We start from the raw sequence: 25540 nt of genomic DNA on the forward strand, positions 1-25540 counted from the left end.
ATAAGGTAAGGGTAAAGGGGAATATCTTAACCCTTACCTTTAATATCATAAAGGAGGCGTTGTTATGGTAATTACTGCTAAAATGGTAAGTGAATTAAGAGAAAGAACCGGAGCAGGTATGATGGATTGTAAAAAGGCTCTAACACAGGCTGATGGTGATATTGAAAAAGCAATAGAGATATTAAGAGAAAAAGGATTAGCATCAGCAGCTAAAAAAGCTGGAAGAATAGCTGCAGAAGGTCTTATACAAACATACATATCTGAAGATGGAAAGTCCGGGGCAATAATTGAAGTTAACTGTGAAACAGACTTTGTTGCAAAGAATGATGATTTTGTTAATCTTTCAAAGAACCTTGCAAAACAAGCTACACTATCAAAAGCATCTAACTTGGATGAACTATTAGAAGAAAAATATATAGCTGATGAGTCAATGTTAGTAAAAGATGCTATAACAGCACTTATTGCTAAGCTTGGCGAGAACATGAAACTTAGAAGATATGAAAAATTCAATACTGATAATGGTGTACTTGTTGATTACATACATGGTGGCGGAAGAATTGGTATAATGGTTCAGGTAGAAGGTCAAAATAAAGAAGGTCTTTTAGAAGTTGGTAAAGAACTTGCACTTCAAATTGCAGCTGCTAATCCATTATTCTTAAATAAGGAAGATGTTCCTGCTGATGTAATAGAAAAGGAAAAAGAAATATACAAGCAGCAAGCTTTAAATGAAGGTAAACCTGAAAAAATAATAGAAAAAATGGTTGAAGGAAGAATGCAAAAATATTATAAGGATGTTTGCTTAATTGAACAGCTTTGGATAAGAGATCAAGATATGACTATTAGAAAATACATTGAAAATAAATCAAAGGAATTAGGCACAGAAATAAAAGTCGTTAAGTTTGCAAGGTTTGAAAAAGGTGAAGGTATAGAGAAAAAGGAAGAAAACTTTGCAGAAGAAGTAGCAAAGCAAATTAAATGCTAAAAGAGAACACACCTGTGTTCTCTTTTTTTGAAGAAGGAAATATCACTTTTGTGTAGAATATCTTTTAGGAGGTTATAATATGAATAGCCCGAGATATAAAAGAATTATGTTAAAACTCAGTGGGGAAGCTCTTGCAGGAGAGAAAGGGTATGGAATTGATTTTGATGTTGTAAAAAGAATTAGCAGCGAAATTAAAGAAATTGTTGAAATGGGAGTAGAAGTTGGTGCTGTTGTTGGCGGCGGTAATATATGGAGAGGTAGAAATGGAGGTGAAATGGATAGGACAACAGCTGATTACATGGGGATGCTTGCAACATGTATAAATGCAATGGCTCTTCAAGATTCATTAGAAAGTATGGGAGTTGTAACTCGTGTACAAACAGCAATTGAAATGAGAGAAATTGCAGAGCCTTTTATAAGAAGAAAGGCAATGAGACATCTTGAAAAAGGAAGAGTTGTTATATTCGCCTCAGGTACAGGAAATCCATATTTTTCAACTGATACAGCAGCTGCACTAAGAGCTGCAGAAATTGAAGCAGAGGTTATTCTTCTTGCAAAAAAAATCGATGGTGTTTATGATAGTGATCCTCATAAGAATATGAATGCAAAAAAATACGATAAACTTACTTTTCAGGAGGTCTTAGAAAAAGATCTCAAAGTTATGGATTCAACAGCTACATCTTTATGCAAAGATAATAACATTCCTATTATTGTTTTTGCATTAGATGAAGTTGGTAATATAAAAAAAGCCGTATGTGGTGAAAACATTGGAACTATTGTTGGAAATTTTTAAAGGAGGTTATTTTATGATAAAGGAAGTTATCACTATAACAGAGGACAAAATGAAAAAATCTATTGAAGTTTTGAAAAAAGAGCTTCAAAGCTTAAAGGCTGGCAGAGCTAATGCTTCAATGCTTGATAAGATAACTGTTGATTACTATGGTACACCAACTCATATATCAGCTGTCGCAACTATTTCAGTTCCAGAACCAAGAATGCTCGTGATTCAACCTTGGGACAAAAGTATGGTAAAACCTATTGAGAAAGCTATTCAAAAATCTGATCTTGGAATCAATCCAATATCTGACGGCCAATTGGTAAGGCTTGTGGTGCCTGAACTTACTGAAGAAACAAGAAAAAATCTTGTTAAAGTTGTAAAAAAGCATGGAGAAGATGCAAAAGTTGCAATAAGATCAATTAGAAGAGATGCAAACGAAAAGTTAAAAAATATTAAAAAAGAAAATACTCATTCAGAAGATGAAATTAAAAAAACAGAAGAAGAAGTTCAAAAGCTTACAGATAATTACATAAAGGAAGTTGATAAAATAGTAGAAAATAAGGAAAAGGAGATTATGTCTGTCTAAATGAATTTTAATCAATATATTGGATTTAAGCTTGAGAACGTTAAATCGCAAATAGAAAGTAGCAATATTAACTACAAAATTATAGAAGTATTTGACACCAAAAATACAAAATTAGGCAATGATATTAGAATAATAAATATAAAATATAAAGATGAAATAGTTGAAATTTATGTTGCATATTTTTAACCCCTCATAAAAGAGGGGATTTTTAAATAGGGAGGAACCTAAATGTTTTTTAAAAACGCTAATAATTTATTAGAAAAAGAATTATTAAAAGAAATAGATTTAGATAAAATCCCTAAGCATATTGCAATAATTATGGATGGGAATGGTAGATGGGCTAAAAAAAGAAATTTACCAAGGAGTTTTGGGCATAAAGCTGGCGTGGAGACAATAAGAGAAATTGTAAAAGTATGTTCAAATATAGGTGTTAAATATTTAACTTTATATGCTTTTTCAACAGAAAACTGGAAAAGACCTGCAGATGAAGTTAATGCATTAATGAATTTATTAGTAGAATATTTAAAAGGTGAACTTGAGGAACTACATAAAAATAATGTTATTATAAATTATATAGGCGATATTTCTATGCTTCCTGATATATGTCAAAGAGAACTTATTAATTCAAATATTAAAACTAAAAAAAATACAGGGTTGATGCTTAATTTGGCTTTAAATTATGGAGGAAGGAACGAAATAGTTAGAGCTATTAAAAATATAGCAAAAGAAGTTTATAATAAAAATATAGAAATTGATAAAATTGATGAAAATTTAATTTCAAATTATCTTTACACATCAAACATACCAGATCCTGATCTTTTGATAAGAACAAGTGGAGAATTAAGAATTAGCAATTTTTTGTTATGGCAAATAGCTTATACTGAATTGTGGTTTACAGATGTTTATTGGCCTGATTTTAAGCCATATCATCTTTATAAAGCCATAAAAGATTATCAGAGTAGAGATAGACGATTTGGAAACGTAAAATAAGGGGGCAACAATATGCTTGATAGAAGGGTTATAAGTGCTGCTATTGCTATTCCAATACTGATATTTTGTGTTACCTTTGGTGGAATAATCTTTAAGTCAGCTGTAGTTTTGGTAACAGGCATAAGTATATATGAATACATATTAGCTTATAAAAATTCTGATTACAAAATTATAAACTCAGTTTTAATATTAGGTTTTTTATTGATATCTATTTTGATTTATTTGGATTCATTAAAAAATTTTATTTTACCAATAATATATTTAATTTTAATATTAAGTATGGCAACACCAATTTTTAAAAGAAAATACAATATAATTTCATCGGCTTTAACAATTACAGGTTTTATATATATAGTTTGTTTTTTTAGTTTCTTACCTTTAATAAGGGATTATTCAAAGGGAGGAAGCTACTTAATTTGGTTAGTTTTTATAATAGCTTGGAGTTGTGATACAGCAGCCTACTATTCAGGAAAATTTTTTGGGAAGAGAAAACTTTGTCCACTGGTTAGCCCCAAAAAAACAGTTGAGGGTTCAATTGGAGGTATTGTAGGAAGTGTTTTAGGAACTATAATATGGGGTATTATTTGCAAAAATAGCATATCTTTTAGCTGGACTTTACTAATATTTCTTGGAATCATAGGTTCAATTGTATCTCAGTTAGGAGATTTATCTGCATCTTTAATTAAAAGATATGTAGGAATAAAAGATTATGGATATATCATGCCTGGGCATGGAGGTATGCTTGATAGATTTGATAGCATACTTTTTACTATACCGATAGTATACTATTATATAGCAATCTTAATAAGATGATTCGATGTTGAAAAAAAATTCGGCAATACTTAAGATAATAGCAATAATATTTATTATAACAATAATTCTTAAGCTTTGCCTTGTTTTTTTATGGCCTTTTGTTATATCAATCATTTTAATTATATTTGTTGAACCGCTTATTAATATTTTTAATAAAGCAGGTCTTAAAAGAAAGTTGGCATGTATATTAAGCTATGGTCTTTTTCTTATATCTTTGGTTTTAATCGTCTTCTTTATATCTAATTATGCTTATAAACAAATAATAGATTTTTTTAATTACCTTCCAAAGCTTTTGGAAGAGCTTACAAACAATATAAAATTTATAAATATAAATAACAATTATAAACAATTAATAACATCTTTACAAAATCTTATAATAACATATCGTAGTAAAATATTTAAAACTATAATTTCAACAATAAATGGATTTATATATTTATTCATTATTCTTATGACCTCTATTCTTATAAGTATTGATTTGCCCAAAATAATAAAAGAATCAAAAAAAATTTTACCTCTTGAAGCTTTTATTATCATAGAAGGAGTAATAACCAAAATAAATAACATTATTACAGCAGAAATAAAACTCGTATTAATAACAACATTTGAAACTGTTATTGGCCTTTATATATTGGGAACAAATAACGCATTAACTATAGGTTTAATTTGTGGTATACTTGATATATTACCAATTGTTGGTCCAGCAATAATTTTTTTACCATGGATAGTATATGAGGTAATAATAAAAAACTTTGCTTTTGCAATTGGCCTTATACTTTTATATGTTCTTTTGCAAATCATAAGGCAAATACTTGAGGTTAAATTTGTAGGAACGAAATTAAAGCTTCACCCAGTTACAACAATTTTTTCATTATATATTGGAATTTTGATATTTGGTATTTGGGGAGTAATTTTCGGCCCATTTATGATAATTTTAACAAAAGAACTTTATAATAAGTACTATGAAGGGAGATTTAGGTTATACTTATGAAAAAGATATCAATTTTGGGTTCAACAGGTTCAATAGGCAAACAAACAATAGATATTATTAGAAAAAATAGTGATAAATATAAAATTTTAGCTTTATCAGCAAATACAAATATTGACCTTCTATATGAACAAGCCCTTGAATTTAATCCTAAATATTTAGTTGTTATGGATGAAAAAAAATATAGTGAACTTAAATTAAAATTATCCAATTCAAAAACAAAAGTGCTATGTGGAGTAGAGGGCCTCGAATTTATAGCATCTTTGAATGATGCAGATATAATATTGAATTCAGTTGTTGGAATGATTGGATTAAAACCAACAATAGCTTCTATAAGAGCAGGAAAGACAATAGCCTTGGCAAACAAAGAGACATTAGTTGTCGGAGGAGAAATAATAAAACGTGAGTTAAAAGATTCAAAGGCAAGTATAATACCAGTAGATAGTGAACATAATGCAATTTTTCAATGCATTAAAGGAGAAAATATAAGTAGTGTTAGGAAATTAATCTTAACAGCTTCTGGTGGACCTTTTAGAGGTATGAAAAAGAATGAACTTAAAGATATTACTCCTGAAATGGCTCTAAAACATCCAAGATGGAATATGGGAAAAAAAATATCAATTGATTCAGCAACATTAATGAATAAAGCTCTTGAAGTGATAGAAGCTCATTATCTTTTTAATATAGATTATAATTTCATTGATGTTGTCATTCATCCTCAAAGCATTATACATTCGATGGTTGAATACATTGATGGTTCTATTATTGCACAACTTAGTAAAACCGATATGAGACACCCGATACAGTATGCTCTTGATTATCCAAATAGATATGAAAGTCAAATAGGTTATCTTAATTTATTCGATATAGGTGAAATTACTTTTGAAAAGCCTGACTATGAAACATTTGAATGCTTAAAATTAGGTCTTTGGGCTGCCAAAACAGGAGGAAGTATGCCAGCAGTTTTAAATGCAGCAAACGAAGAAGCTGTTAACTTATTCCTAAATAATAAAATAAAATTTTTAGAAATTGCAGAACTAATAAAAAAAGTTATGGAAAACCATAATGTTATATATGATATAACTGTTGATAAAATTTTAGAAATAGAAAATTATATTAAAGAATATATTAAATCTTTAGTTGATTAGGAGTGTGATCAATTTGCAAACATTTTTAGCAGCAGTATTTGTATTTGGGCTACTTATAACAAGCCATGAATTTGGACATTTTATAACCGCTAAACTTTCTAATGTTAAGGTTTTAGAGTTTTCCCTTGGAATGGGCCCTAAGCTATTTGGTTTCAAAACAAAAGAAACTGATTATTCACTTAGAATACTTCCTATTGGTGGATATGTTAAAATGCTTGGAGAAGAGGAGCAATGTACTGATCCAAGGGCATTTTGTAATCAAAGTCCATGGAAAAGGTTAATAATTATAGTTGCTGGAGCATTTATGAATTTTTTAATTGCAGTAATACTATTTATACTAGTTGCTTATAACTTAGGTGTTGTAAAACCTATTGTAAGCAGTGTTGAAGCAGGTTATCCTGCAATGAGTGCTGGAGTAAAACCAAACGATAAGATATTGATGGTTAATGAGCAAAAAATATATACCTGGAACCAATTTAAAGAATTTATTTCAGAAAACAAAGATAAACCTTTTAAAATGACAGTTAAAAGAGATAATAATATAATTGAGATAAATTTAAAGCCTGTTTATAATAAAAATGAAGATAGATATTTAGTAGGAATTTCTCCAAAGCTTGTTAAAGGAGATTTGATTGAATCGATTAGAACTGGATTTAGTGAAACTATTACATCAATAAAGCAAATGATTATTTTCTTAGGTAAAATTTTTAAAGGTGAGTTTTCTACGAATGATGTAGGTGGTCCTGTTGCAATTGTTAAAATGTCAGGGGAAGCAGCAAAAGTAGGCCTATGGAACCTTCTTTTCTTTGCAGGCTTTTTAAGTATTAACCTTGGAGTGTTTAATCTTATTCCTTTTCCTGCACTTGATGGAGGATGGGTTATAATTCTGCTATATGAAGCAATAACTGGGAAAAAAATAGATGAAAATAAAATTGGATTAATAAATTTAATAGGGTTTGCAATATTAATGGCTTTTGCAATACTTGTAACATTTAAAGATATAATAAGACTGAGTTCGTATTAAGGTGATATAGATGAGAAGAAAGAGTAAAAAAGTTAAAGTAGGAAATATTTTTGTTGGTGGAGATTCCCCAATATCAGTTCAATCCATGACAAATACAGAAACAAAAAACATAAAAGAAACTGTAAATCAAATTTTATCCCTTGAGAAAGAAGGCTGTGAGATAATTAGAGTAGCTGTGCCTGATATGGAATCTGCAAGGGCATTAATTGATATAAAGAAAAGTATTCATATTCCTCTTGTTGCTGATATTCACTTTGATTACAGACTTGCAATAGAATCTATCAAAAATGGTGCAGACGCAATAAGATTAAATCCTGGTAATATAGGTAGTGAAGATAAAATTCGAGAAGTTATAAGTGCTGCAAAACATAATGGAGTACCTATTAGAATTGGTGTAAATTCTGGTTCATTAGAGAAAGATTTACTTGAAAAATATAAAAGGCCCACTCCCATGGCTCTTGTAGAAAGTGCTTTGAGGCATGTTGGCATTTTAGAGAAGAATGGTTTTTTTGACATTGTTATTTCAGTTAAATCGTCAAATGTAATAGAAAATATTGAAGGCTATATGCTTTTAGCTGAGAGGACAGAGTATCCCCTCCATTTAGGAGTTACTGAAGCAGGTACTATATTTTCAGGAAGTATTAAATCAGCAGTTGGCATAGGAACTTTGCTATACCACGGAATAGGGGATACAATAAGAGTATCCTTAACTGACAACCCAATAGAAGAAGTAAAAGTAGGAAAAGAAATTTTAAAAGCTTGCGGAGTAAGGCAATTTGGTATAGAAATAATATCATGTCCTACCTGTGGTAGAACAAATATAGATTTAATAAGTATTGTTAAGAAAGCAGAAAATTTACTTAAAGATATAAATAAGCCAATAAAAGTAGCAATAATGGGTTGTGTTGTTAACGGCCCTGGTGAAGCTCAAGAAGCTGATATAGGTATAGCTGGTGGTAAAGGTGAAGGTATTATATTTAAAAATGGTAAAATAATAAAAAAAGTCAGTGAAGATTTACTTCTTGATGAATTAATTAATGAAATTAACAAATTATAATTAATAGGGTGATATTTATGAGAACTGCATGTATAATTCCAGCTTTTAATGAAGAAAAAACAATAAAAGATGTTATTGAAGTAGTAAAAAGCGTTAAAATCATTGATGAAGTAATAGTTGTTAGCGATGGCTCTAAGGATAATACTGCTAAAATATCAAGGGATATGGGCGTATTTACAATTGAATACGAAGAAAATAAGGGAAAAGGAGCTGCTTTAAAAGCTGGAATAGATAATGCAAATGCTGATATTCTTCTTTTTCTTGATGCTGATCTTATAGGCTTAACTAAACAGCATGTCATATCGTTATTAGAACCGGTTATTAATGATGAAGCTGATATGACAATTGGAATCTTTTCAAATGGAAGATTAGCTACTGACCTTGCTCAAAAAGTGGCACCTCATCTTTCAGGACAAAGGGCTATTAAAAAGGAAATAATAACAAATATAAATAATATTGATATGACAAGATACGGAGTTGAAGTAGCTTTAACAAAACTCGTTGAAAAAGAAAACTATAGGGTAAAAACAGTTGAGCTAAAAGATATGACGCATATAATGAAAGAAGAAAAACTTGGGTTTAAAAAAGGTATAGCTGCAAGAATGAAAATGTATTGGGAAATAGTAAAATGCTTAAAAATGTAAAGACAGGGGGAAAAAAATGTCAATAGTACTTGAAGATATACTTTATGATGAAGATGGTATAAATGATATTAAGGATATTTCTAAGTCTGTTTATATTAAAAAAGCATTTATAAATAAAACAACCAATACATGGGAAATTCATTTTATAACTAATACTGATATTGACAATAATAAGATTGAAGCTATAAAAAAATTTTTATGTAATAAATTTAATATTTCTGGGGAAGTTACATTCCATATAGAAAACAATATTAAAAACAATATTACATTAAATGATATTAATAATAAAGTAATATATAAGAACATAATATCTAATGCTTTTTGTAATAATCCTTATATTTGTTGTTTACTTCAGGCATCAGATTATAGAATTAGTGATGAAAATATTATAATTTATATTGACAATGAATTTTCATTGAACATGTTGAAATTAAAAAATGCAGAAGAAATTATAAGCAAAAGTATATTTAATTTAATAGGCAAAAAAATAAAAATTAAGTTTGAGTTAAGAGCTTTAGAATTTGAGAAGTATAATATGATAAAAGAAGAAGAAGATAAAAAATTATTAATAAATTATCTTGATAAAAATAAAGTTGAAGAAAAAAATAAAGTCAGCAAGAATATAGTATTAGAAAACAATAACAATTTAAAATCTTCAATTATATATGGTAAAAAGCTTGTAGGAGAAAATGTCAATATAATATCTATTCGTGAAGAACTTGGCAGTGTTGTGATTTCAGGTGAAGTATTTAAAATAGATATTAAAGAAACTAAAAATGGTAAATATATTTTTAGTTTCTTTATTACTGATTATACAAGCTCTATTACCATAAAATTTTTTCCAAAGGTTGAAATGATTGAAGAACTAAAATCTCAAATAAAAGAGGGAGTTTTTCTAAAAGTACAGGGTGAGGTAGTATATGACAAATATATAAAAGAAATAATAATCTTGGCTTCTGCTATAGAAAAAATTGAACCTGTAAAAAGAATTGATAAATGCGAAGAGAAAAGGGTAGAGCTTCATCTTCATACACAAATGAGTGCAATGGATGGAGTATCTTCTGCAACTTCATTAATAAAGCGGGCAAAGGAATGGGGGCATAAAGCTATTGCAATAACAGATCATGGTGTTGTCCAAGCATTTCCAGAAGTATCAGAATCATGTAAAAAAGAAGGCATTAAAGCAATATATGGTGTAGAAGGATACCTTGTAGATGATGGAGAGCCAGCAATAATAAAATCAAAACAATGGCCTTTGGAAGATGAGTTTGTTGTATTTGATATTGAAACTACAGGTTTAAATTCTAACAATGATGAAATAATTGAAATAGGTGCTGTTAAAATCAAAAATTTTACTATAGTTGATACATTTTCAAGTCTTGTAAAGCCTAAAAAGGAAATAAAAAATGAAATAACAAAATTAACAGGTATCTCTAACGAAATGGTAAAAGATAAACCTTCAATTGAAACGGTTTTACCAGAGTTTTTAAACTTTGTTGGAAATGCTCCTGTAGTTGCACATAATGCTAAATTCGATACGTCATTCATAAAAAATAATTCAAAAATACAAGGACTTAATTTTAATAACGCAATAGTTGATACTTTATTATTATCAAGGTGGCTCTTACCGGATTTAAAGAAACATAGGCTTAACATTATAGCAGAACATTTAGGAGTTTCTCTTAATAATCATCATAGAGCAGTAGATGATGCAACTGCAACTGCACATATATTTATTAAATTTCTTGATATGTTAAAGCAAAAGAATGCTTCAAACCTTGATGATGTAAATGCTCTTTATAATGGTAATTTTGATATAAAAAAAGCTGATACTTATCATATTGTAATTCTTGTGAAAAATCAAGAAGGACTGATTAATCTTTATAAAATAATATCACAATCTCATTTAAATTTTTTTCATAAACGTCCAAGAATTCCCAAAAGCCTCCTTCAACAATATAGGGATGGTTTAATAATTGGCTCTGCCTGTGAAGCAGGTCAAGTTTTTAAAGGAGTTTTGAACGGTCTTTCTGACAATGAAATGGAAGACATCATAAAATTTTATGACTATCTTGAAATTCAGCCAAGAGGTAATAATGAGTTTTTAATAAGAAATGGAACTGTTGAAAACGAAGAAAAGTTGCTTGAAATAAACAAAAGAATAGTATACCTTGGTGAAAAATTTAATAAAATTGTTGTTGCTACTGGAGATGTACATTTTCTTGATCCTAAGGATGAATATTTTAGAAGAATACTTATGGCTGGTCAAGGGTATGAAGATGCTGATGACCAAGCACCGCTATATTTTAAAACAACTGATGAAATGTTAGAGGAATTTAAATACCTTGGAGAAGATATAGCATATAATGTTGTTATTAAAAATACAAATATTATAGCCGATATGGTTGAACCTGTTAAACCTATACCTGATGAAACATTCCCTCCAAAGATAGATGGTGCAGAAGATGAAATAAAAAATATGACTTTATCAAAAGCCCATGAAACTTATGGAGATATTTTACCTGAGGTCGTTCAAAAAAGGCTTGAAAAAGAATTAAATTCAATAATAAATAATGGTTATGCTGTCTTATATCTTATTGCCAATCGTTTGGTTTCAAAATCAATTAAAGATGGCTATTTAGTAGGTTCAAGAGGTTCTGTCGGTTCTTCCTTTGTTGCTACTATGTGTGGAATAACTGAAGTTAATCCGTTGCCTCCCCATTATGTCTGTCCTACATGTAAGTATTCAGAATTCTTTACAGATGGAAGTATAGGTTCAGGGGCTGATTTACCTGATAAAAAATGTCCAAAATGTAATACACAATTGAATAAAGATGGTCATGATATACCTTTTGAGGTATTTTTAGGTTTTGAAGGTGATAAGGAACCAGATATAGATCTAAACTTTTCTGGAGAATATCAAAGCACTGCTCACAAATATACTGAGGAACTCTTTGGTGAAGGGCATGTTTTTAGAGCAGGAACAATAGGCACTATTGCAGAGAAAACCGCTTATGGTTTTGTTAAAAACTATCTTGAAGAAAGAAAACTAACAATAAACCAAGCTGAAATTGAAAGGCTTGTTAAAGGATGTACAGGAGTTAAAAGGACAACCGGTCAACATCCTGGAGGCGTTATGGTTGTTCCAAGAGATAAAGAAATATATGAATTTACTCCTGTTCAAAGGCCAGCTGATGATGTTAATTCAGATATTATAACTACGCATTTTGACTATCATTCTATAAGTGGAAGACTTTTAAAGCTTGATATATTAGGTCATGATGATCCTACAGTTTTAAAGATGCTTCAGGATTTAACAGGCGTAGATCCAAGGACAATTCCTTTAGGAGATGAAAAAGTATTAAAACTTTTTACTTCAACAGAACCCCTTGGAGTAAAACCTGAAGATATAAATTGTGAAGTAGGAACTTTAGGACTTCCGGAGTTTGGTACAAAATTTGTAAGGCAGATGCTTCTTGACACAAAACCTAAAACTTTTGCTGAACTTGTTAGAATTTCAGGATTATCACATGGTACAGATGTTTGGCTAAATAATGCACAGGATCTTATACGCGAAGGTTATGCAACTCTTAAAGAAGTTATATCTACAAGAGATGACATTATGCTTTATTTAATTTATAAAGGTGTTGAGCCCAAACATGCTTTTAACATAATGGAAAGAGTTAGAAAGGGAAAAGGATTACGTGATGAAGATATACAAGAAATGAAAGAAAACAATGTACCTGATTGGTATATTAATTCCTGCAATAAAATAAAGTATATGTTCCCAAAAGGTCATGCTGTAGCTTATGTTATGATGGCTGTTAGAATAGCATATTTTAAAGTTTATTATCCATTAGCTTACTATGCTACGTATTTTACAGTTAGAGCTGATGATTTTGATGCTGACTTAATTGTAAAAGGTGAAAAAACAATATTAAGTAAAATAAAAGAAATAGAAAGCATGGGTAATAGTGCTTCGCAAAAAGATAAAGGTTTACTGACAGTTCTGGAGATTGCCCTTGAGATGTATAAAAGAGGATTTAAATTTGTACCAGTAGATCTACAAAAATCCCATTCTGTTAAATTTATTATTGAAGATAATGCTTTGATACCACCTTTTAAAGCACTTCAGGGTGTAGGCGAAACAGCAGCAAAGAGTATTGTGAAAGCAAGAGATGAAGGACCTTTTTTATCAAAGGAAGATTTAAGAATAAGAGCAAAGGTTTCAAAAACTGTAATTGAAATTTTAGATAACCACGGATGTATTAAAAATTTACCTGAAAGTAACCAGCTTTCCCTATTTTAACTTGCAAATTATTAATTGCAATGCTATAATTTTCATAAGGCTTAATATGTTTTACTTTAAAGAGTGGGTTTTCCCACTCTTTACTTTATGTTGTGAATAACACTTTGCTAATAACAAATAATAGAGAAAAGAAAAGGAGGATAGCTTATGAATGTTGAATATATAGAAAAATTAGTTCATGAAATTTCTTTACCAATAGCTAATGAGTTAGGTTTAGAAATTGTAGATGTAGAATTTGTTAGAGAACATAACGAATGGTATTTAAGAGTTTATATTGATAAAGAAGGTGGAGTAACTATAGATGACTGTACAAGTCTTAGTAGAGTTTTAAGTAATAAACTTGATGAAGTAGATCCTATAGATTTTAGCTACTATCTTGAAGTATCATCACCAGGAATAGAAAGACCATTAAAAAAAGATAGGGATTTTGAAAGAAATGTAGGCAAGAAAATAAAAATAAAACTTTTTGAACCTATTGAAGGTAAAAAAACTATTGAAGGAACACTACTTGGTCTTGAAGAAAAAAACATTTTGATTTCGATAAATGATAATATATTAAAAATTGATAGGACAAAAGTCTCTAATGTAAAGCTATGTAGTTTTTAAAGGAGGTATTAAGATGAATACTATTGAATTAATTGAAGCGCTGGAGGAGCTGGTTAAAGAAAAAAGAATTGACAGAGAGATCATATTTACAGCTTTAGAATCAGCTCTTGTTTCAGCATATAAAAAGAATTATGGGACAGCACAGAATGTAAAGGTAAATGTCAATAGGGATACTGGTGAAATTCATGTTTATGCTCAAAAGGAAGTAGTAGAAGAGGTTTATGATAATCTTCTTGAAATAAGCCTTGAAGATGCAAGAAAAATAAGCTTAAAATATAATATTGGAGATATTGTCGATGTTGAAGTTACCCCAAAGGATTTTGGAAGAGTTGCAGCTCAAACAGCAAAACAAAGTGTTATACAAAAAATAAGAGAAGCTGAAAGAGAAATAATATATAAAGAATTCATTGAAAAAGAAAATGATCTTATTACAGGGGTAGTACAAAAAAAGGAAAAGCAAAATGTTCTTGTTGATATTGGAAGAACCGAAACTTTACTTGCACCTAATGAACAAATGCCAAATGAAGAATATAATCATGGTGATATATTAAAATTATATGTAGTTGAGGTTAAAAAAACACCTAAAGGACCAAATATTGTTATTTCCAGAACACATCCAGGGCTAATTAAAAGATTGTTTGAACTAGAAGTACCTGAAATTTTTGAAGGAATTGTTGAAATAAAAAGTATAGCAAGAGAAGCAGGATCTAGAACAAAAATAGCTGTTCATTCGAAAGACGAAAATGTGGATCCAACAGGTGCATGCGTTGGTCCAAAGGGTATAAGAGTTCAAAACATAGTTAATGAACTTAAAGGAGAAAAAATAGATATTGTAAAGTGGAGCAAAGATCCTTCAGAGTTTATTGCAAATGCTATTAGCCCTGCAAAGGTAATAAGCGTTGAAGTAAACGAAGATGAAAAAAGTGCAAAGGTTATAGTTCCAGATTACCAGCTTTCTTTGGCTATTGGTAAAGAAGGTCAAAATGCAAGGCTTGCAGCAAAATTAACAGGATGGAAAATAGATATTAAAAGTCAATCACAGGCACAATCTGAAATGGAAAATAATATGCAAGGAGATGAAACAGAATGAAAGTAAAAAAAGTTCCACTAAGAATGTGTCTTGGATGTCAAGAAATGAAGCCCAAAAAAGAATTAATTAGAGTTGTTAAAAATAAAGAAGGGGAAATTAAAATAGATTTTACAGGTAAAGCTGCCGGAAGAGGTGCATATATTTGCAGAAATATTGATTGCTTTGAAAAATGTGTAAAAGCTAAAAGATTTGAAAAAGCTTTTGAGACTAAAATATCCGATGATTTATATGATAAATTAAGAGAGGCGCTTATGAATGAAAATGGATGATATTTACTCGTTCATTGGATTGATACAAAAATCAGGTAAACTATTTTCAGGCGATGAAAGTGTTGAGAAGTCAATTAGAAAAAAAAAGTGTTCTTTAATTATAATTGCAGAGGATGCAAGTGATAATACAAAAAATAAATTTATTATGCTTGCAAAGGAAAGGAATATACCATTTATTATTTTTGGTAAAAAGCAGGAAATAGGAGTGAGAATAGGGAAACCTGACAGAGCAGTTTTAGGGATACAAGATACAAATTTTGCAAATGGATTAATAAAAAAGTTCCAAAGTAATAATGGGGGTGAATATAGTGCCAAAAATTAGAATCTATGAATTGGCAAAACAAGTTAACATGTCAAGTAAGGAATTAATTGAACTTCTCAATAAAGAGTTCGGTATAGAAGTAAAAAATCACATGAGTGTCCTTGAAGGAGATGAAGCTAATATTGTAATAGAATTTGTTGAAGAATTAAAAAATAAAATAAACGATAAAAAAGCTAATAATAATGATAATAAACCTCAAGTTAAAAATAGCAATGTAAATGAAATAGAAGAAGAAAAAAACACAGTTGAAGATGAATTTGAAGATATTGATTATTTTGATATTGAATATGAAAAAAATAATAAAGCAAGAAAAAAATCTAATAAATTAGAGAAAAATAAAAAAGCATTAGTTAAGCAAGAAAAAATAGAGAATAGTTCATTGGAAGAAGAAATTGGTATTGTAGTTATTCCTGAAAGTATAAAAGTAGGTGATTTTGCTAAAAAAATAAAAAAACCTGTTGCAGAAGTACTAAAAAAGCTTATTTTAAATGGAGTTATGGCTTCAATAAATCATGAAATAACTTTTGAAGTTGCAGAAAAAATAGCTGAACAATATAATATAATTCTTGAAAAAGAGGTAAAAAAGGAAAAAGAAGAAGAGTTAATTAATGATTTTGAAGATGATGAAAAGTCTTTAGTCTCAAGACCTCCTGTAGTTACCGTTATGGGGCACGTTGATCATGGTAAAACATCTCTTCTCGATGCAATAAGACATTCAAGAGTAACGGATACTGAAGCTGGAGGTATAACACAACATATAGGTGCTTATACTGTTGATATAAATGATAGTAAAATAGTATTCTTAGATACACCTGGTCATGAAGCATTTACTGCAATGAGAGCAAGAGGGGCAAAAGTTACAGATATTGCCATACTCGTAGTTGCAGCCGATGATGGTGTTATGCCTCAAACTGTTGAAGCGATAAATCATGCTAAGGCAGCAAAAGTGCCAATCATAGTTGCAATAAATAAAATTGATAAAAGTGGTGCAAATCCTGATAGAGTTAAGCAAGAACTGACAGAATATGGTCTTATTCCTGAGGACTGGGGTGGCGACACAATATGTGTTCCTGTATCAGCAAGAACAAAAGAAGGAATAGACAATCTTCTTGAAATGATACTATTAGTAGCAGAAATGCAAGAACTTAAAGCAAATCCAAATAGAAGTGCAAAGGGTACAATAATTGAAGCTAAACTTGATAAAGCAAGAGGACCTGTTGCAACAGTTCTTGTGCAAAAAGGAACTTTAAAAATAGGAGATTGCATTGTAGCTGGAACAGCTTATGGAAAAGTTAGAGCAATGGTTGATGACAAAGGTAGAAAGGTAAAATCTGCATCTCCGTCCATTCCTGTGGAAGTTCTTGGATTTTCAGAAGTACCTAATGCAGGGGATATAATGTATTGTGTTGCTGATGAAAAGGCTGCAAGAGAGATTGCAGAAATTAGAAAAAATAAAGAGAGAGAACAGCATTACGCAAGTACTTCAAAGGTATCTTTACAAGATCTTTTTAACCAAATTCAAGAAGGTAAAGTTAAAGACTTAAATATAATTGTAAAAGCTGATGTTCAAGGTTCTGTAGAGGCAATAAGACAGTCATTAGAAAAATTATCCAATAATGAAGTTAGAGTAAATGTAATACATGGAGGAGTTGGAGCTATAACTGAAACAGATGTAACCTTTGCATCAGTGTCAAATGCTCTTATTATAGGATTTAATGTAAGACCAGAACCAATGGCTGTTCAGCTTGCTGAAAAAGAGAAAGTTGAAATAAAAACATATAGAATAATATATGAAGCAATAGATGATATTACGGCAGCTATGAAAGGTATGCTTGAACCTGAGTATAAAGAGGTCGTAACTGCAAGACTTGTAGTTAGAAATACCTTTAAAGTTTCTTCTATAGGTACTATTGCAGGTTGTTATGTTGAAGATGGAAAAATTAATAGAAACAATAGTGTTAGAGTTATTAGAGATGGAATAGTAATTTATGAAGGCAAACTGGCATCTTTAAAACGCTTTAAAGATGATGTAAAAGAAGTAGCTGCAGGTTTTGAATGTGGGTTAACAATTGAAAAGTTTAATGATATAAAAGAAAATGATGTAATTGAAGCATTTACTATTGAAGAAGTAAAAAGATAATAAAGAGGTGTATAATATGGGATTTGACAGAACATCAAGATTATCAGAGGAAATAAAAAAAATAGTAAGCAATATAATACAAAACGAATTAAAAGATCCAAGAGTTCCCATGCTAACCTCTATTACTCATGTAGAAGTTACAAAAGATTTGAGATATGCAAAAATATTTATTAGTGTATTAGGAGACGAAGAAGTAAAAGAAAAGTGTATAGAAGGACTAAAAAGTGCATCAGGATATATAAGAAAAGAAGTAGGAAGTAAAATTAAAGCAAGATATGTTCCAGAAATGGTTTTTGAAATTGATAAATCGATAGAACATGGGATGCATATATCAAATATATTAAAAGGGATAAACAACGATGATACTAAATAAAATAGGGCAAGTATTAAAAAGCTATGATGATTTTGCAATTGTATCCCATGTATCTCCTGATGGCGATAGTATAGGTTCGATGCTTGGTTTGTATAATACATTAATTGAATCCGGTAAAAAAGTAGATGTTTTTGTAGAGAAAAATCTTCCTGAAAAATATTCTTTTTTACCAGGTTATAAAAATATAAAAACTGAATGCAATAAACAAAGCAGATATAGCTGCCTTATAATACTTGATTGTGCTGATATTTTAAGGCTTGGAGAATTAAAGGATTTAATTAACAATTGTGATATAAGTATAAACATAGATCACCATATTTCTAATAGTTTAAACTGTAATATTAATTATGTTGATTCTAATGCTTCAAGTACTGGCGAGATAATATATCAAATTCTTAAGCTAAATGGATACAATATAAACTATGACACTGCAATGTGTTTGTATACTTCAATTCTTACAGATACAGGAGGGTTCAAATATACAAATACAACGTCTATTACTTTTAGCATAGTGGGAGATTTAATAAATACAGGCATAAAATTTTCTGATATATATAGTAAAATTTATGATGAAAGAACAATGTATCAAATTAAACTATTAGGTAAAGTACTTCCTACTTTAGAAGTTCATTTTAATAACAAAGTAGCTCTTTTAACATTATCTAATGAAATGCTAAAAGAATGTAATGCAAATGAAAACGATGCAGAAGATTTTGTAAACTATGCAAGAAACATCGATACGGTTGAAGTTGGTATTTTTATTAAACAAATTGATGATTTAAAATGTAGAGTAAGTTTAAGATCTAAAAATTATATTGATGTTAGTCAAATAGCAAGCAAGTTTAATGGAGGAGGACATATTAAAGCTGCAGGCTGTACTATTGAAGGAAATATAAATGAAGTAAAGAATAAAGTTTTAAATGCCATTAAAGAATCTTTGGAAGTGATAAAATAAATGAATGGCATAATAAATGTTTTAAAACCTCCTGGAATGACCTCGCAGGATGTAGTTTCTTATGTTAAAAGAACTTTAAAAGAAAAAAAAGTTGGTCATACAGGGACTTTAGATCCCGGAGCCTGTGGCGTTCTTCCTATATGTATAGGTAAGGCAACAAAAATAGTTGATTATATAATGAATGATAAAAAGACATATATTTGTGAGTTAACATTTGGAAATGAAACTGACACTTATGATAAGTATGGGAAAAAATTATTTAATGTAGATTTAAATTATGAAAATATTGACTATACATTTTTTAAAAACGTAACTAATAGTTTTAAGGGGAAGATTATACAGGTTCCCCCTATATTTTCTTCTGTTAAGGTTAATGGTAAAAGAGCTTATGAGCTTGCAAGGCAAGGAATAATTCCTGATATCAATGAAAGAGAAGTAATTATATACGATATTAATATTTTGAGCTTTACTCCTCCAACTGCAATGCTAAAAGTAACATGTTCTAAAGGAACATATATAAGAAGTCTATGTACAGATATAGGACGAAAGCTTGGTTGTAGAGCTTATATGAGTTTTCTAATAAGAACTCAAACAGGAAAATTCACTTTAGAAAATAGTCATATTTTAGATGAGATATCTCTTGAAAACATAAAAAAAATAGCAATAAGAACAGATTATGCATTAGAAATGAAAAATTTATATGTAGATAAAAAATTTTACAAAAACATTATTAACGGAAATAAATTCCCTATATCAAATTTTTCTGAGTTTAAAGATAATGAGAAAGTAAAGATATATATTGAACCAGATGAATTTTTAGCTATAGGTAAAATATATAATGGAAATGTTTTAGTTGAAAAACTTTTAGTATAAAGGTGTATGATATGATAGTTGTTGAAGACAAAATACAGAACATAAAAGTTGAAGAGGATTTATGTATTGCTCTTGGAACATTTGATGGCGTTCATATTGGCCATAAAAAGCTAATAAATGAAGCTGTTTCATTATCAAAATCAAAAGGAATAAAAAGTGCTGTTTTAACTTTTAATAAGCATCCATTTAATGTTTTAAAACCAGAGTACAGTATAAAACTAATAACTAACAATAAAACAAAAGCCTTAATATTTGAATCTCTTGGTGTAGACTATGTATTTTTTTTAGATTTCAATAAAGAATTTGCAGATATAGAACCTAGCACTTTTATTGATTATTTATGCAATAGATTTAATGCAAAAGCTATTATTTGTGGATATAATTTTACATTTGGCAAGTATGGAATAGGTAACAAAGATTTCTTAAAAAATTATCAACTAAAATATGGATACGAATTAAGAATAATAGACAAAGTGACTTATAATGATATTAACATATCAAGCAGTTTAATAAGGAAAAAAATTGAAGAAGGAAAAATAGAAGATGCAAATCTAATGCTTGGCTATAATTTATTTTATTATGGTGAAGTAGTTAAAGGTAAGCATCTTGGCAATAAATTAGGTTTTCCTACTGCTAATTTAAGTATTCCATTAGATCTTTGTTTAAGAAATGGAGTATATATGACAAAAACATATATAGGAGACAAGGCTTACCCCTCCATTAGTAATATAGGATTTACACCAACAATTAAAAATAATGAAAGAATACTTGAAACCCATATTTTGGATATAAATAGTAATATAAATCTTTATAATTTAACAATCAAAGTTGAATTTTTGAAATTTCTAAGGGATGAAAAAAAATTTAGTAACATATCTGAGCTTAAAGGTAGAGTTTATAAGGATATAAATATTGCAAAGGAATATTTCCAATTAAAATAATTATTGTTTACATCAAAATGTTATTCTGTTATAATAAACTTTGTAACCTATACAAAGTTTATAGTATCTCCGGCGTAAACTTTGTATTAGGCGTTTATAATAATTTGGAGGTGTTATAATGGATAAAGCAAAAAAACAGGAAATAATTAAAAAGTTTGAAAGGCATGAAGGTGATACTGGTTCACCTGAAGTACAAATTGCAATTTTAACAGAAAGAATCAATCATTTAACTGAACATCTTAAGATGCATAAAAAAGACCATCATTCAAGAAGAGGTCTTTTAAAAATGGTTGGTCAAAGAAGAGGTTTATTAAACTATTTAATGAAGACTGATATTGAAAAATATCGTTATTTAATTAACGAACTTGGTATAAGAAAATAGTTCAATTGATGGGGCGGTTAAACCGCCTTTATTATTTATATTAAAAAGTTAGCAATTATTATGGTAATTATGGTATAATTAACTATGTTATTCGAATTCTATTAAATAAATAATAATAATTTTATCTATATATACTAAAACTATTATTGTATAAACTTTTTTAAAAATTTTATACATTTGTAGCTTTAATTTTGAAAGGAGGTTAATTAATGCAACAAATTTTTGAGACTACTTTTGCCAATAGATTATTAAAGGCTGATATAGGCAAGTATGCTCTACTTTCTAATGGAGCAGTAATGATAAGCTATGGCGATACAGTAGTCCTTGTTACTGCAAATGCAGCCCCAGAACCAAAAGAAGGGATTGATTTTTTCCCACTTAGTGTTGACTACGAAGAAAGGCTTTATGCTGTTGGTAAGATACCAGGAGGTTTTATAAAAAGAGAAGGAAAACCAACCGAAAAAGCAATATTATCAGCAAGGGCTATTGATAGACCGCTTAGGCCTTTATTCCCAAAAGGGTACAGAAATGATGTGCAAATAATTTGTACAGTATTATCAGTAGATCCTGATAATCCTCCTGAGATTCTTGCAATAAATGGAGCATCCCTTGCATTATGTATTTCTGATATTCCTTTTAATACACCAGTAGGAGCTGTTTTAGTTGGAAGAATAGATGGTAAATTTATAATTAACCCTTCTATTGAGGAGAGGGAAAAAAGCGATCTTCATCTTACTGTATGTGCAACAAAGGAAAGAGTTATGATGATAGAAGCTGGGGCTGATGAGATTCCAGAAGATATAATGTATGACGCAATAATGTTTGGATTTGAAGCTTGTCAGGATATCATTAAATTTCAGGAAGATGTTACAAAAGAAATAGGAAAGCCTAAAGTTATACCAGAGCTTTATCATGTTCCAGAGGAAATAGAAAAGGCAGTTAGAGAATATTGTACTGATAAGCTTTGGGAAGCACTTCAGTATACAGATAGAGAAGAAAGACAAAATAAAACCGATGAAGTAAAACAAGAAGTATTTGAACACTTTGCAGAGATTTTCCCAGATGCAGAAAAAGACGTAGATGATGTTATGTACAGAATAATGAAAGAACATGTTAGAACAATGATATTAAGGGATAAAAGGAGACCTGATGGAAGAGGATTTGAAGATATTAGACCTCTTTATTGTGAAGTTGGAATGCTACCAAGGACCCACGGTTCAGGTTTATTCCAAAGAGGTCAAACTCAAGTATTAACAGCAGCAACTCTTGGTGCATTAGGAGATGTTCAGGTACTTGATGGGCTTGGAGATGAAGAGTCTAAAAGATATATGCATCATTATAACTTCCCTCCATACTCTACTGGAGAAGTTAAATTCTTAAGAGGTCCTGGAAGAAGAGAAATCGGGCATGGAGCACTTGCAGAAAGAGCTTTAGAGCCTGTAATACCATCAGAAGAAGAGTTTCCATACACTATAAGACTTGTATCAGAGGTTTTAAGTTCTAATGGTTCAACATCTCAAGCCAGCGTATGTGCAAGTACTCTTTCTCTTATGGACGCAGGAGTTCCAATTAAGAGGCCAGTTGCTGGAATAGCCATGGGGCTTGTAACAAACGATGATCTTACAAAAGCTGAGGTTCTAACTGACATACAAGGTATAGAAGATTTCTTTGGAGACATGGATTTTAAAGTTGCAGGTACTGAAAAAGGTATTACTGCAATACAAGTAGATACAAAAATAACTGGTTTACCAAATGAGGTTATAAAAAGGGCTATAGAACAAGCTAGAAGAGCAAGAATGGTTATATTAAATGAAATGCTAAAAGTAATACCAGAACCAAGAAAAGAACTTTCAAAATATGCTCCAAGAATAATAACAATGATGATAGATCCTGATAAGATAAGAGATGTAATTGGGCCTGGAGGAAAAACAATAAATAAGATAATTGCTGAAACAGGTGTTAAGATTGACATTGAAGATGATGGAAGGTTGTTTATATGTGCACCTGATGTAGAAAATGGTAAAAAGGCTCAAAGAATAATTGAAGGCATTACAAAAGAAATACAAGTGGGAGAAATATATCTTGGTAGAGTTAATAGAATAACAAGTTTTGGTGCCTTTGTTGAAGTCCTCCCAGGAAAAGAGGGACTTGTACATATTTCAAAACTTGCTAATGAGAGGGTAAATAAAGTTGAAGATGTAGTAAACGTAGGAGACGAAATACTTGTTAAAGTAACAGATATAGATAATCAAGGACGTATTAATCTTTCAAGAAAAGATGCAATCAAGAAAGAAGAAACAGAAAACAAAAAAGAAAGCAAATAATATGAAAGGGCTTTTTATAAAAGCCTTTTTTAATTTTTTTATTATGATGTTATCATAAAATATATTATGTTAACATTTCATGAATTCATTTATAATGTTTATTATATTATTTCAATGCTGTTGCTTATAATGAAATAATTATTTATAATTAATAATGTTAGTTTTAAAAGGATGTATTATATTTAAATTTGTATTTATAACACAGGAGGACTATATGTTCAAAAGATATATATTAAATAGCAATATAAGAGTAATAACTGAGTATATTCCTTATGTAAACTCAATAAGTATTGGAATTTGGATTGGAAGTGGTTCACGTTATGAAAACACAATCAATAATGGAGTATCTCATTTTATAGAACATATATTATTTAAAGGTACAAAAAATCGTACTGCAAAACAAATAGCCAGCGAAATTGAAGAACTTGGTGGACAAATTAACGCTTTTACAGGTAAAGAGGCTACTTGTTTTTATATTAAGATGCTTGATGAACATTATGACATTGGAATTGATGTATTAAGTGATATGCTTTTAAATCCTAAGTTTGCTCAGATAGACATAGAAAAAGAAAAAAGTGTTATTCAAGAAGAAATAAATATGTATGAAGATTCTCCTGAAGATCTTGTTTCTGATATTCTTTCAATTGCAACATGGGGAGAAGATCCTTTATCTTATCCTATTCTTGGTACTAACACAACAATAAAGGAATTAAATAAAGAAAAAATAATAAACTATTTTAATGAAACTTATGTACCAGAAAATATTGTTATATCAATAACTGGTAACTTTGAAGAGGATAAATTAATTAAAAAACTTAATGAAACATTTGGTACAATGCATAATAAAAATAAATTAAATCTTTCTTTATCTTATCCTAAGATAAAAAAAGATTTAATTGTTAAAAACAAAGATATTGAACAAATCCATGTTGCATTAACTTTAAATGGAATAGAACTTGGAAATGATAAGCTTTACACTCTACTTGCCATAAATAATTATTTTGGAGGAGGAACAAGCTCTAAATTATTTCAAAAATTAAGGGAAGAAGAAGGATATGTATATACCATATATTCATTTCCTTCTGTTTACAAAAATGTAGGAACATTTAATATATATTTTGCTTTAAACGAACAATATATTAATAGTGCCATGGAACTTATACTACATGAAATAAATGAAATACTAAAACATAGAATGAGTAAAAATGATATAACAAAGGCAAAGGAACAATTAAAAGGAAACTATATTTTAGGCCTTGAAAGCATGTCAAGCAGAATGTTTAGTATGGGAAAGTCAGAGCTTATGTTAGGTAAAGTGTTTGAACCAAAAGAAATATTAAATAAAATAGATATGATTACAATTAACGATGTTGATGAAGTATTAGATATTGTTTTTAAGGAAGGTATACTTTCAGCAGCTGCCGTTGGGCGCAACATAGATGAATATAAACTAGAAAAGGCTTTAGGAGGAAGGATATGAAGCTTTATATAAAAAGGCTTGAAAATGCCAAGGATTTACCTATTCCAAAGTTTATGACATCGGGTTCTGCTGGAATGGATCTTTATGCAAATGTAGCTGAACCTGTAATTATAAACCCAAGCGAGATAAAAATGATACCAACGGGTATAGCAATTGCTCTTCCAAAATATTATGAAGCACAAATAAGACCTCGTAGTGGATTAGCAATAAAATATGGTATATCATTTGTTAACACTCCTGGAACAATCGATAGTGATTATAGGGGTGAAATAAATGTGATTATGATAAATTTTGGTAGTGAGCCCTTTAAAATAAACAGAGGTGACAGAATAGCTCAAATGGTAATTAATAAAATAGAAGTACCTGAAATAATTGAGGTTAATGAGCTTGATAAAACTGAAAGAGATAAAGGTGGTTTTGGATCAACAGGTCTATAAACCACTTTTTTTTAATATAATTAATTAGT

At 29.6% G+C, this 25540-nt stretch carries 25 protein-coding genes; all 25 read left to right on the forward strand.

Translation table 11 applies throughout. From position 1 onward, the window contains the following. Positions 1-64 precede the first annotated feature (64 nt). The 25 genes from tsf (at position 65) to dut (ending at position 25511) form a co-directional block, all read left to right on the forward strand. Positions 65-982: a translation elongation factor Ts gene (tsf, locus tag FDN13_RS00340; RefSeq protein ID WP_138978348.1), complete on the forward strand. Its 918-nt coding sequence runs from the start codon at positions 65-67 to the stop codon at positions 980-982. Positions 983-1061: 79 nt separating this feature from the next. Then, positions 1062-1775, forward strand: coding sequence for a UMP kinase (pyrH, locus tag FDN13_RS00345; RefSeq protein WP_138978349.1), 714 nt, complete (start codon positions 1062-1064; stop codon positions 1773-1775). Positions 1776-1788: 13 nt separating this feature from the next. Next, positions 1789-2346, forward strand: a complete 558-nt coding sequence (frr, locus tag FDN13_RS00350) for a ribosome recycling factor (RefSeq protein WP_138978350.1) — start codon at positions 1789-1791, stop codon at positions 2344-2346. Further along, the gene (locus tag FDN13_RS00355; RefSeq protein WP_138978351.1) at positions 2347-2532 is read left to right on the forward strand and encodes a hypothetical protein; all 186 of its coding nucleotides are present in this window, start codon (positions 2347-2349) and stop codon (positions 2530-2532) included. A gap of 42 nt (positions 2533-2574) precedes the next feature. Next, positions 2575-3336, forward strand: coding sequence for an isoprenyl transferase (locus FDN13_RS00360; RefSeq protein ID WP_138978352.1), 762 nt, complete (start codon positions 2575-2577; stop codon positions 3334-3336). Between the two features lie 12 nt (positions 3337-3348). After that, a complete protein-coding gene (locus tag FDN13_RS00365) occupies positions 3349-4149 on the forward strand; it encodes a phosphatidate cytidylyltransferase (protein WP_138978353.1) in 801 nt (266 codons plus the stop codon). 4 nt (positions 4150-4153) lie between these two features. Beyond that, a complete protein-coding gene (locus tag FDN13_RS00370) occupies positions 4154-5140 on the forward strand; it encodes an AI-2E family transporter (protein ID WP_138978354.1) in 987 nt (328 codons plus the stop codon). Continuing rightward, positions 5137-6285, forward strand: a complete 1149-nt coding sequence (locus FDN13_RS00375) for a 1-deoxy-D-xylulose-5-phosphate reductoisomerase (protein WP_138978355.1) — start codon at positions 5137-5139, stop codon at positions 6283-6285. Before FDN13_RS00370 ends, FDN13_RS00375 begins: the two co-directional genes overlap by 4 nt. A 13-nt stretch (positions 6286-6298) precedes the next feature. After that, on the forward strand, positions 6299-7309 hold the full coding sequence (gene rseP, locus FDN13_RS00380; RefSeq protein ID WP_371414829.1) for an RIP metalloprotease RseP: 1011 nt from the start codon (positions 6299-6301) through the stop codon (positions 7307-7309). Positions 7310-7319: 10 nt separating this feature from the next. Further along, entirely contained in the window at positions 7320-8366 is a 1047-nt protein-coding gene (gene ispG, locus FDN13_RS00385) for a flavodoxin-dependent (E)-4-hydroxy-3-methylbut-2-enyl-diphosphate synthase (protein WP_138978356.1), read from the forward strand. 17 nt (positions 8367-8383) lie between these two features. After that, positions 8384-9010, forward strand: coding sequence for a glycosyltransferase family 2 protein (locus FDN13_RS00390; protein ID WP_138978357.1), 627 nt, complete (start codon positions 8384-8386; stop codon positions 9008-9010). A 16-nt stretch (positions 9011-9026) separates the two neighbouring features. Beyond that, the gene (locus FDN13_RS00395) at positions 9027-13319 is read left to right on the forward strand and encodes a PolC-type DNA polymerase III (RefSeq protein WP_138978358.1); all 4293 of its coding nucleotides are present in this window, start codon (positions 9027-9029) and stop codon (positions 13317-13319) included. A gap of 147 nt (positions 13320-13466) precedes the next feature. Beyond that, the gene (rimP, locus tag FDN13_RS00400; protein WP_138978359.1) at positions 13467-13925 is read left to right on the forward strand and encodes a ribosome maturation factor RimP; all 459 of its coding nucleotides are present in this window, start codon (positions 13467-13469) and stop codon (positions 13923-13925) included. A gap of 13 nt (positions 13926-13938) precedes the next feature. Then, positions 13939-15015, forward strand: a complete 1077-nt coding sequence (nusA, locus tag FDN13_RS00405) for a transcription termination factor NusA (protein WP_138978360.1) — start codon at positions 13939-13941, stop codon at positions 15013-15015. After that, on the forward strand, positions 15012-15284 hold the full coding sequence (rnpM, locus tag FDN13_RS00410; RefSeq protein WP_138978361.1) for an RNase P modulator RnpM: 273 nt from the start codon (positions 15012-15014) through the stop codon (positions 15282-15284). Before nusA ends, rnpM begins: the two co-directional genes overlap by 4 nt. Then, the gene (locus FDN13_RS00415) at positions 15271-15606 is read left to right on the forward strand and encodes a L7Ae/L30e/S12e/Gadd45 family ribosomal protein (protein ID WP_138978362.1); all 336 of its coding nucleotides are present in this window, start codon (positions 15271-15273) and stop codon (positions 15604-15606) included. Before rnpM ends, FDN13_RS00415 begins: the two co-directional genes overlap by 14 nt. A gap of 28 nt (positions 15607-15634) precedes the next feature. Beyond that, positions 15635-17746: a translation initiation factor IF-2 gene (infB, locus tag FDN13_RS00420; protein ID WP_371414853.1), complete on the forward strand. Its 2112-nt coding sequence runs from the start codon at positions 15635-15637 to the stop codon at positions 17744-17746. A gap of 16 nt (positions 17747-17762) precedes the next feature. Further along, entirely contained in the window at positions 17763-18119 is a 357-nt protein-coding gene (gene rbfA, locus FDN13_RS00425; RefSeq protein WP_138978364.1) for a 30S ribosome-binding factor RbfA, read from the forward strand. Further along, positions 18106-19074: a DHH family phosphoesterase gene (locus FDN13_RS00430; RefSeq protein ID WP_138978365.1), complete on the forward strand. Its 969-nt coding sequence runs from the start codon at positions 18106-18108 to the stop codon at positions 19072-19074. Before rbfA ends, FDN13_RS00430 begins: the two co-directional genes overlap by 14 nt. Beyond that, positions 19075-19947, forward strand: coding sequence for a tRNA pseudouridine(55) synthase TruB (gene truB, locus FDN13_RS00435; RefSeq protein WP_138978366.1), 873 nt, complete (start codon positions 19075-19077; stop codon positions 19945-19947). Between the two features lie 11 nt (positions 19948-19958). Next, positions 19959-20888: a bifunctional riboflavin kinase/FAD synthetase gene (locus tag FDN13_RS00440; RefSeq protein WP_138978367.1), complete on the forward strand. Its 930-nt coding sequence runs from the start codon at positions 19959-19961 to the stop codon at positions 20886-20888. A gap of 118 nt (positions 20889-21006) precedes the next feature. After that, positions 21007-21270, forward strand: a complete 264-nt coding sequence (gene rpsO, locus FDN13_RS00445) for a 30S ribosomal protein S15 (RefSeq protein ID WP_138978368.1) — start codon at positions 21007-21009, stop codon at positions 21268-21270. Positions 21271-21479: 209 nt separating this feature from the next. Beyond that, positions 21480-23594 (forward strand): polyribonucleotide nucleotidyltransferase, encoded by a 2115-nt coding sequence (locus FDN13_RS00450; protein ID WP_138978369.1) that lies wholly within the window; start codon positions 21480-21482, stop codon positions 23592-23594. A gap of 214 nt (positions 23595-23808) precedes the next feature. Next, on the forward strand, positions 23809-25074 hold the full coding sequence (locus FDN13_RS00455) for a M16 family metallopeptidase (RefSeq protein WP_138978370.1): 1266 nt from the start codon (positions 23809-23811) through the stop codon (positions 25072-25074). Continuing rightward, positions 25071-25511, forward strand: a complete 441-nt coding sequence (gene dut, locus FDN13_RS00460) for a dUTP diphosphatase (protein WP_138978371.1) — start codon at positions 25071-25073, stop codon at positions 25509-25511. The genes FDN13_RS00455 and dut overlap by 4 nt, the downstream gene beginning before the upstream one ends. Positions 25512-25540 lie beyond the last annotated feature (29 nt).

Source organism: Caloramator sp. E03, from assembly GCF_006016075.1.
Classification (GTDB): domain Bacteria; phylum Bacillota; class Clostridia; order Clostridiales; family Caloramatoraceae; genus Caloramator_B.

Coding starts and splice junctions, on each gene's coding strand:
- FDN13_RS00355 (WP_138978351.1), top strand. CDS start 2,347: ATGAATTTTAATCAATATATTGGATTTAAGCTTGAGAACGTTAAATCG.
- nusA (WP_138978360.1), top strand. CDS start 13,939: ATGAATACTATTGAATTAATTGAAGCGCTGGAGGAGCTGGTTAAAGAA.
- truB (WP_138978366.1), top strand. CDS start 19,075: ATGAATGGCATAATAAATGTTTTAAAACCTCCTGGAATGACCTCGCAG.
- frr (WP_138978350.1), top strand. CDS start 1,789: ATGATAAAGGAAGTTATCACTATAACAGAGGACAAAATGAAAAAATCT.
- FDN13_RS00365 (WP_138978353.1), top strand. CDS start 3,349: ATGCTTGATAGAAGGGTTATAAGTGCTGCTATTGCTATTCCAATACTG.
- rbfA (WP_138978364.1), top strand. CDS start 17,763: ATGGGATTTGACAGAACATCAAGATTATCAGAGGAAATAAAAAAAATA.
- pyrH (WP_138978349.1), top strand. CDS start 1,062: ATGAATAGCCCGAGATATAAAAGAATTATGTTAAAACTCAGTGGGGAA.
- rimP (WP_138978359.1), top strand. CDS start 13,467: ATGAATGTTGAATATATAGAAAAATTAGTTCATGAAATTTCTTTACCA.
- FDN13_RS00450 (WP_138978369.1), top strand. CDS start 21,480: ATGCAACAAATTTTTGAGACTACTTTTGCCAATAGATTATTAAAGGCT.
- tsf (WP_138978348.1), top strand. CDS start 65: ATGGTAATTACTGCTAAAATGGTAAGTGAATTAAGAGAAAGAACCGGA.
- FDN13_RS00390 (WP_138978357.1), top strand. CDS start 8,384: ATGAGAACTGCATGTATAATTCCAGCTTTTAATGAAGAAAAAACAATA.
- dut (WP_138978371.1), top strand. CDS start 25,071: ATGAAGCTTTATATAAAAAGGCTTGAAAATGCCAAGGATTTACCTATT.
- FDN13_RS00455 (WP_138978370.1), top strand. CDS start 23,809: ATGTTCAAAAGATATATATTAAATAGCAATATAAGAGTAATAACTGAG.
- ispG (WP_138978356.1), top strand. CDS start 7,320: ATGAGAAGAAAGAGTAAAAAAGTTAAAGTAGGAAATATTTTTGTTGGT.
- FDN13_RS00375 (WP_138978355.1), top strand. CDS start 5,137: ATGAAAAAGATATCAATTTTGGGTTCAACAGGTTCAATAGGCAAACAA.
- rnpM (WP_138978361.1), top strand. CDS start 15,012: ATGAAAGTAAAAAAAGTTCCACTAAGAATGTGTCTTGGATGTCAAGAA.
- infB (WP_371414853.1), top strand. CDS start 15,635: ATGTCAAGTAAGGAATTAATTGAACTTCTCAATAAAGAGTTCGGTATA.
- FDN13_RS00395 (WP_138978358.1), top strand. CDS start 9,027: ATGTCAATAGTACTTGAAGATATACTTTATGATGAAGATGGTATAAAT.
- FDN13_RS00415 (WP_138978362.1), top strand. CDS start 15,271: ATGAAAATGGATGATATTTACTCGTTCATTGGATTGATACAAAAATCA.
- FDN13_RS00360 (WP_138978352.1), top strand. CDS start 2,575: ATGTTTTTTAAAAACGCTAATAATTTATTAGAAAAAGAATTATTAAAA.
- FDN13_RS00370 (WP_138978354.1), top strand. CDS start 4,154: ATGTTGAAAAAAAATTCGGCAATACTTAAGATAATAGCAATAATATTT.
- FDN13_RS00440 (WP_138978367.1), top strand. CDS start 19,959: ATGATAGTTGTTGAAGACAAAATACAGAACATAAAAGTTGAAGAGGAT.
- rpsO (WP_138978368.1), top strand. CDS start 21,007: ATGGATAAAGCAAAAAAACAGGAAATAATTAAAAAGTTTGAAAGGCAT.
- FDN13_RS00430 (WP_138978365.1), top strand. CDS start 18,106: ATGATACTAAATAAAATAGGGCAAGTATTAAAAAGCTATGATGATTTT.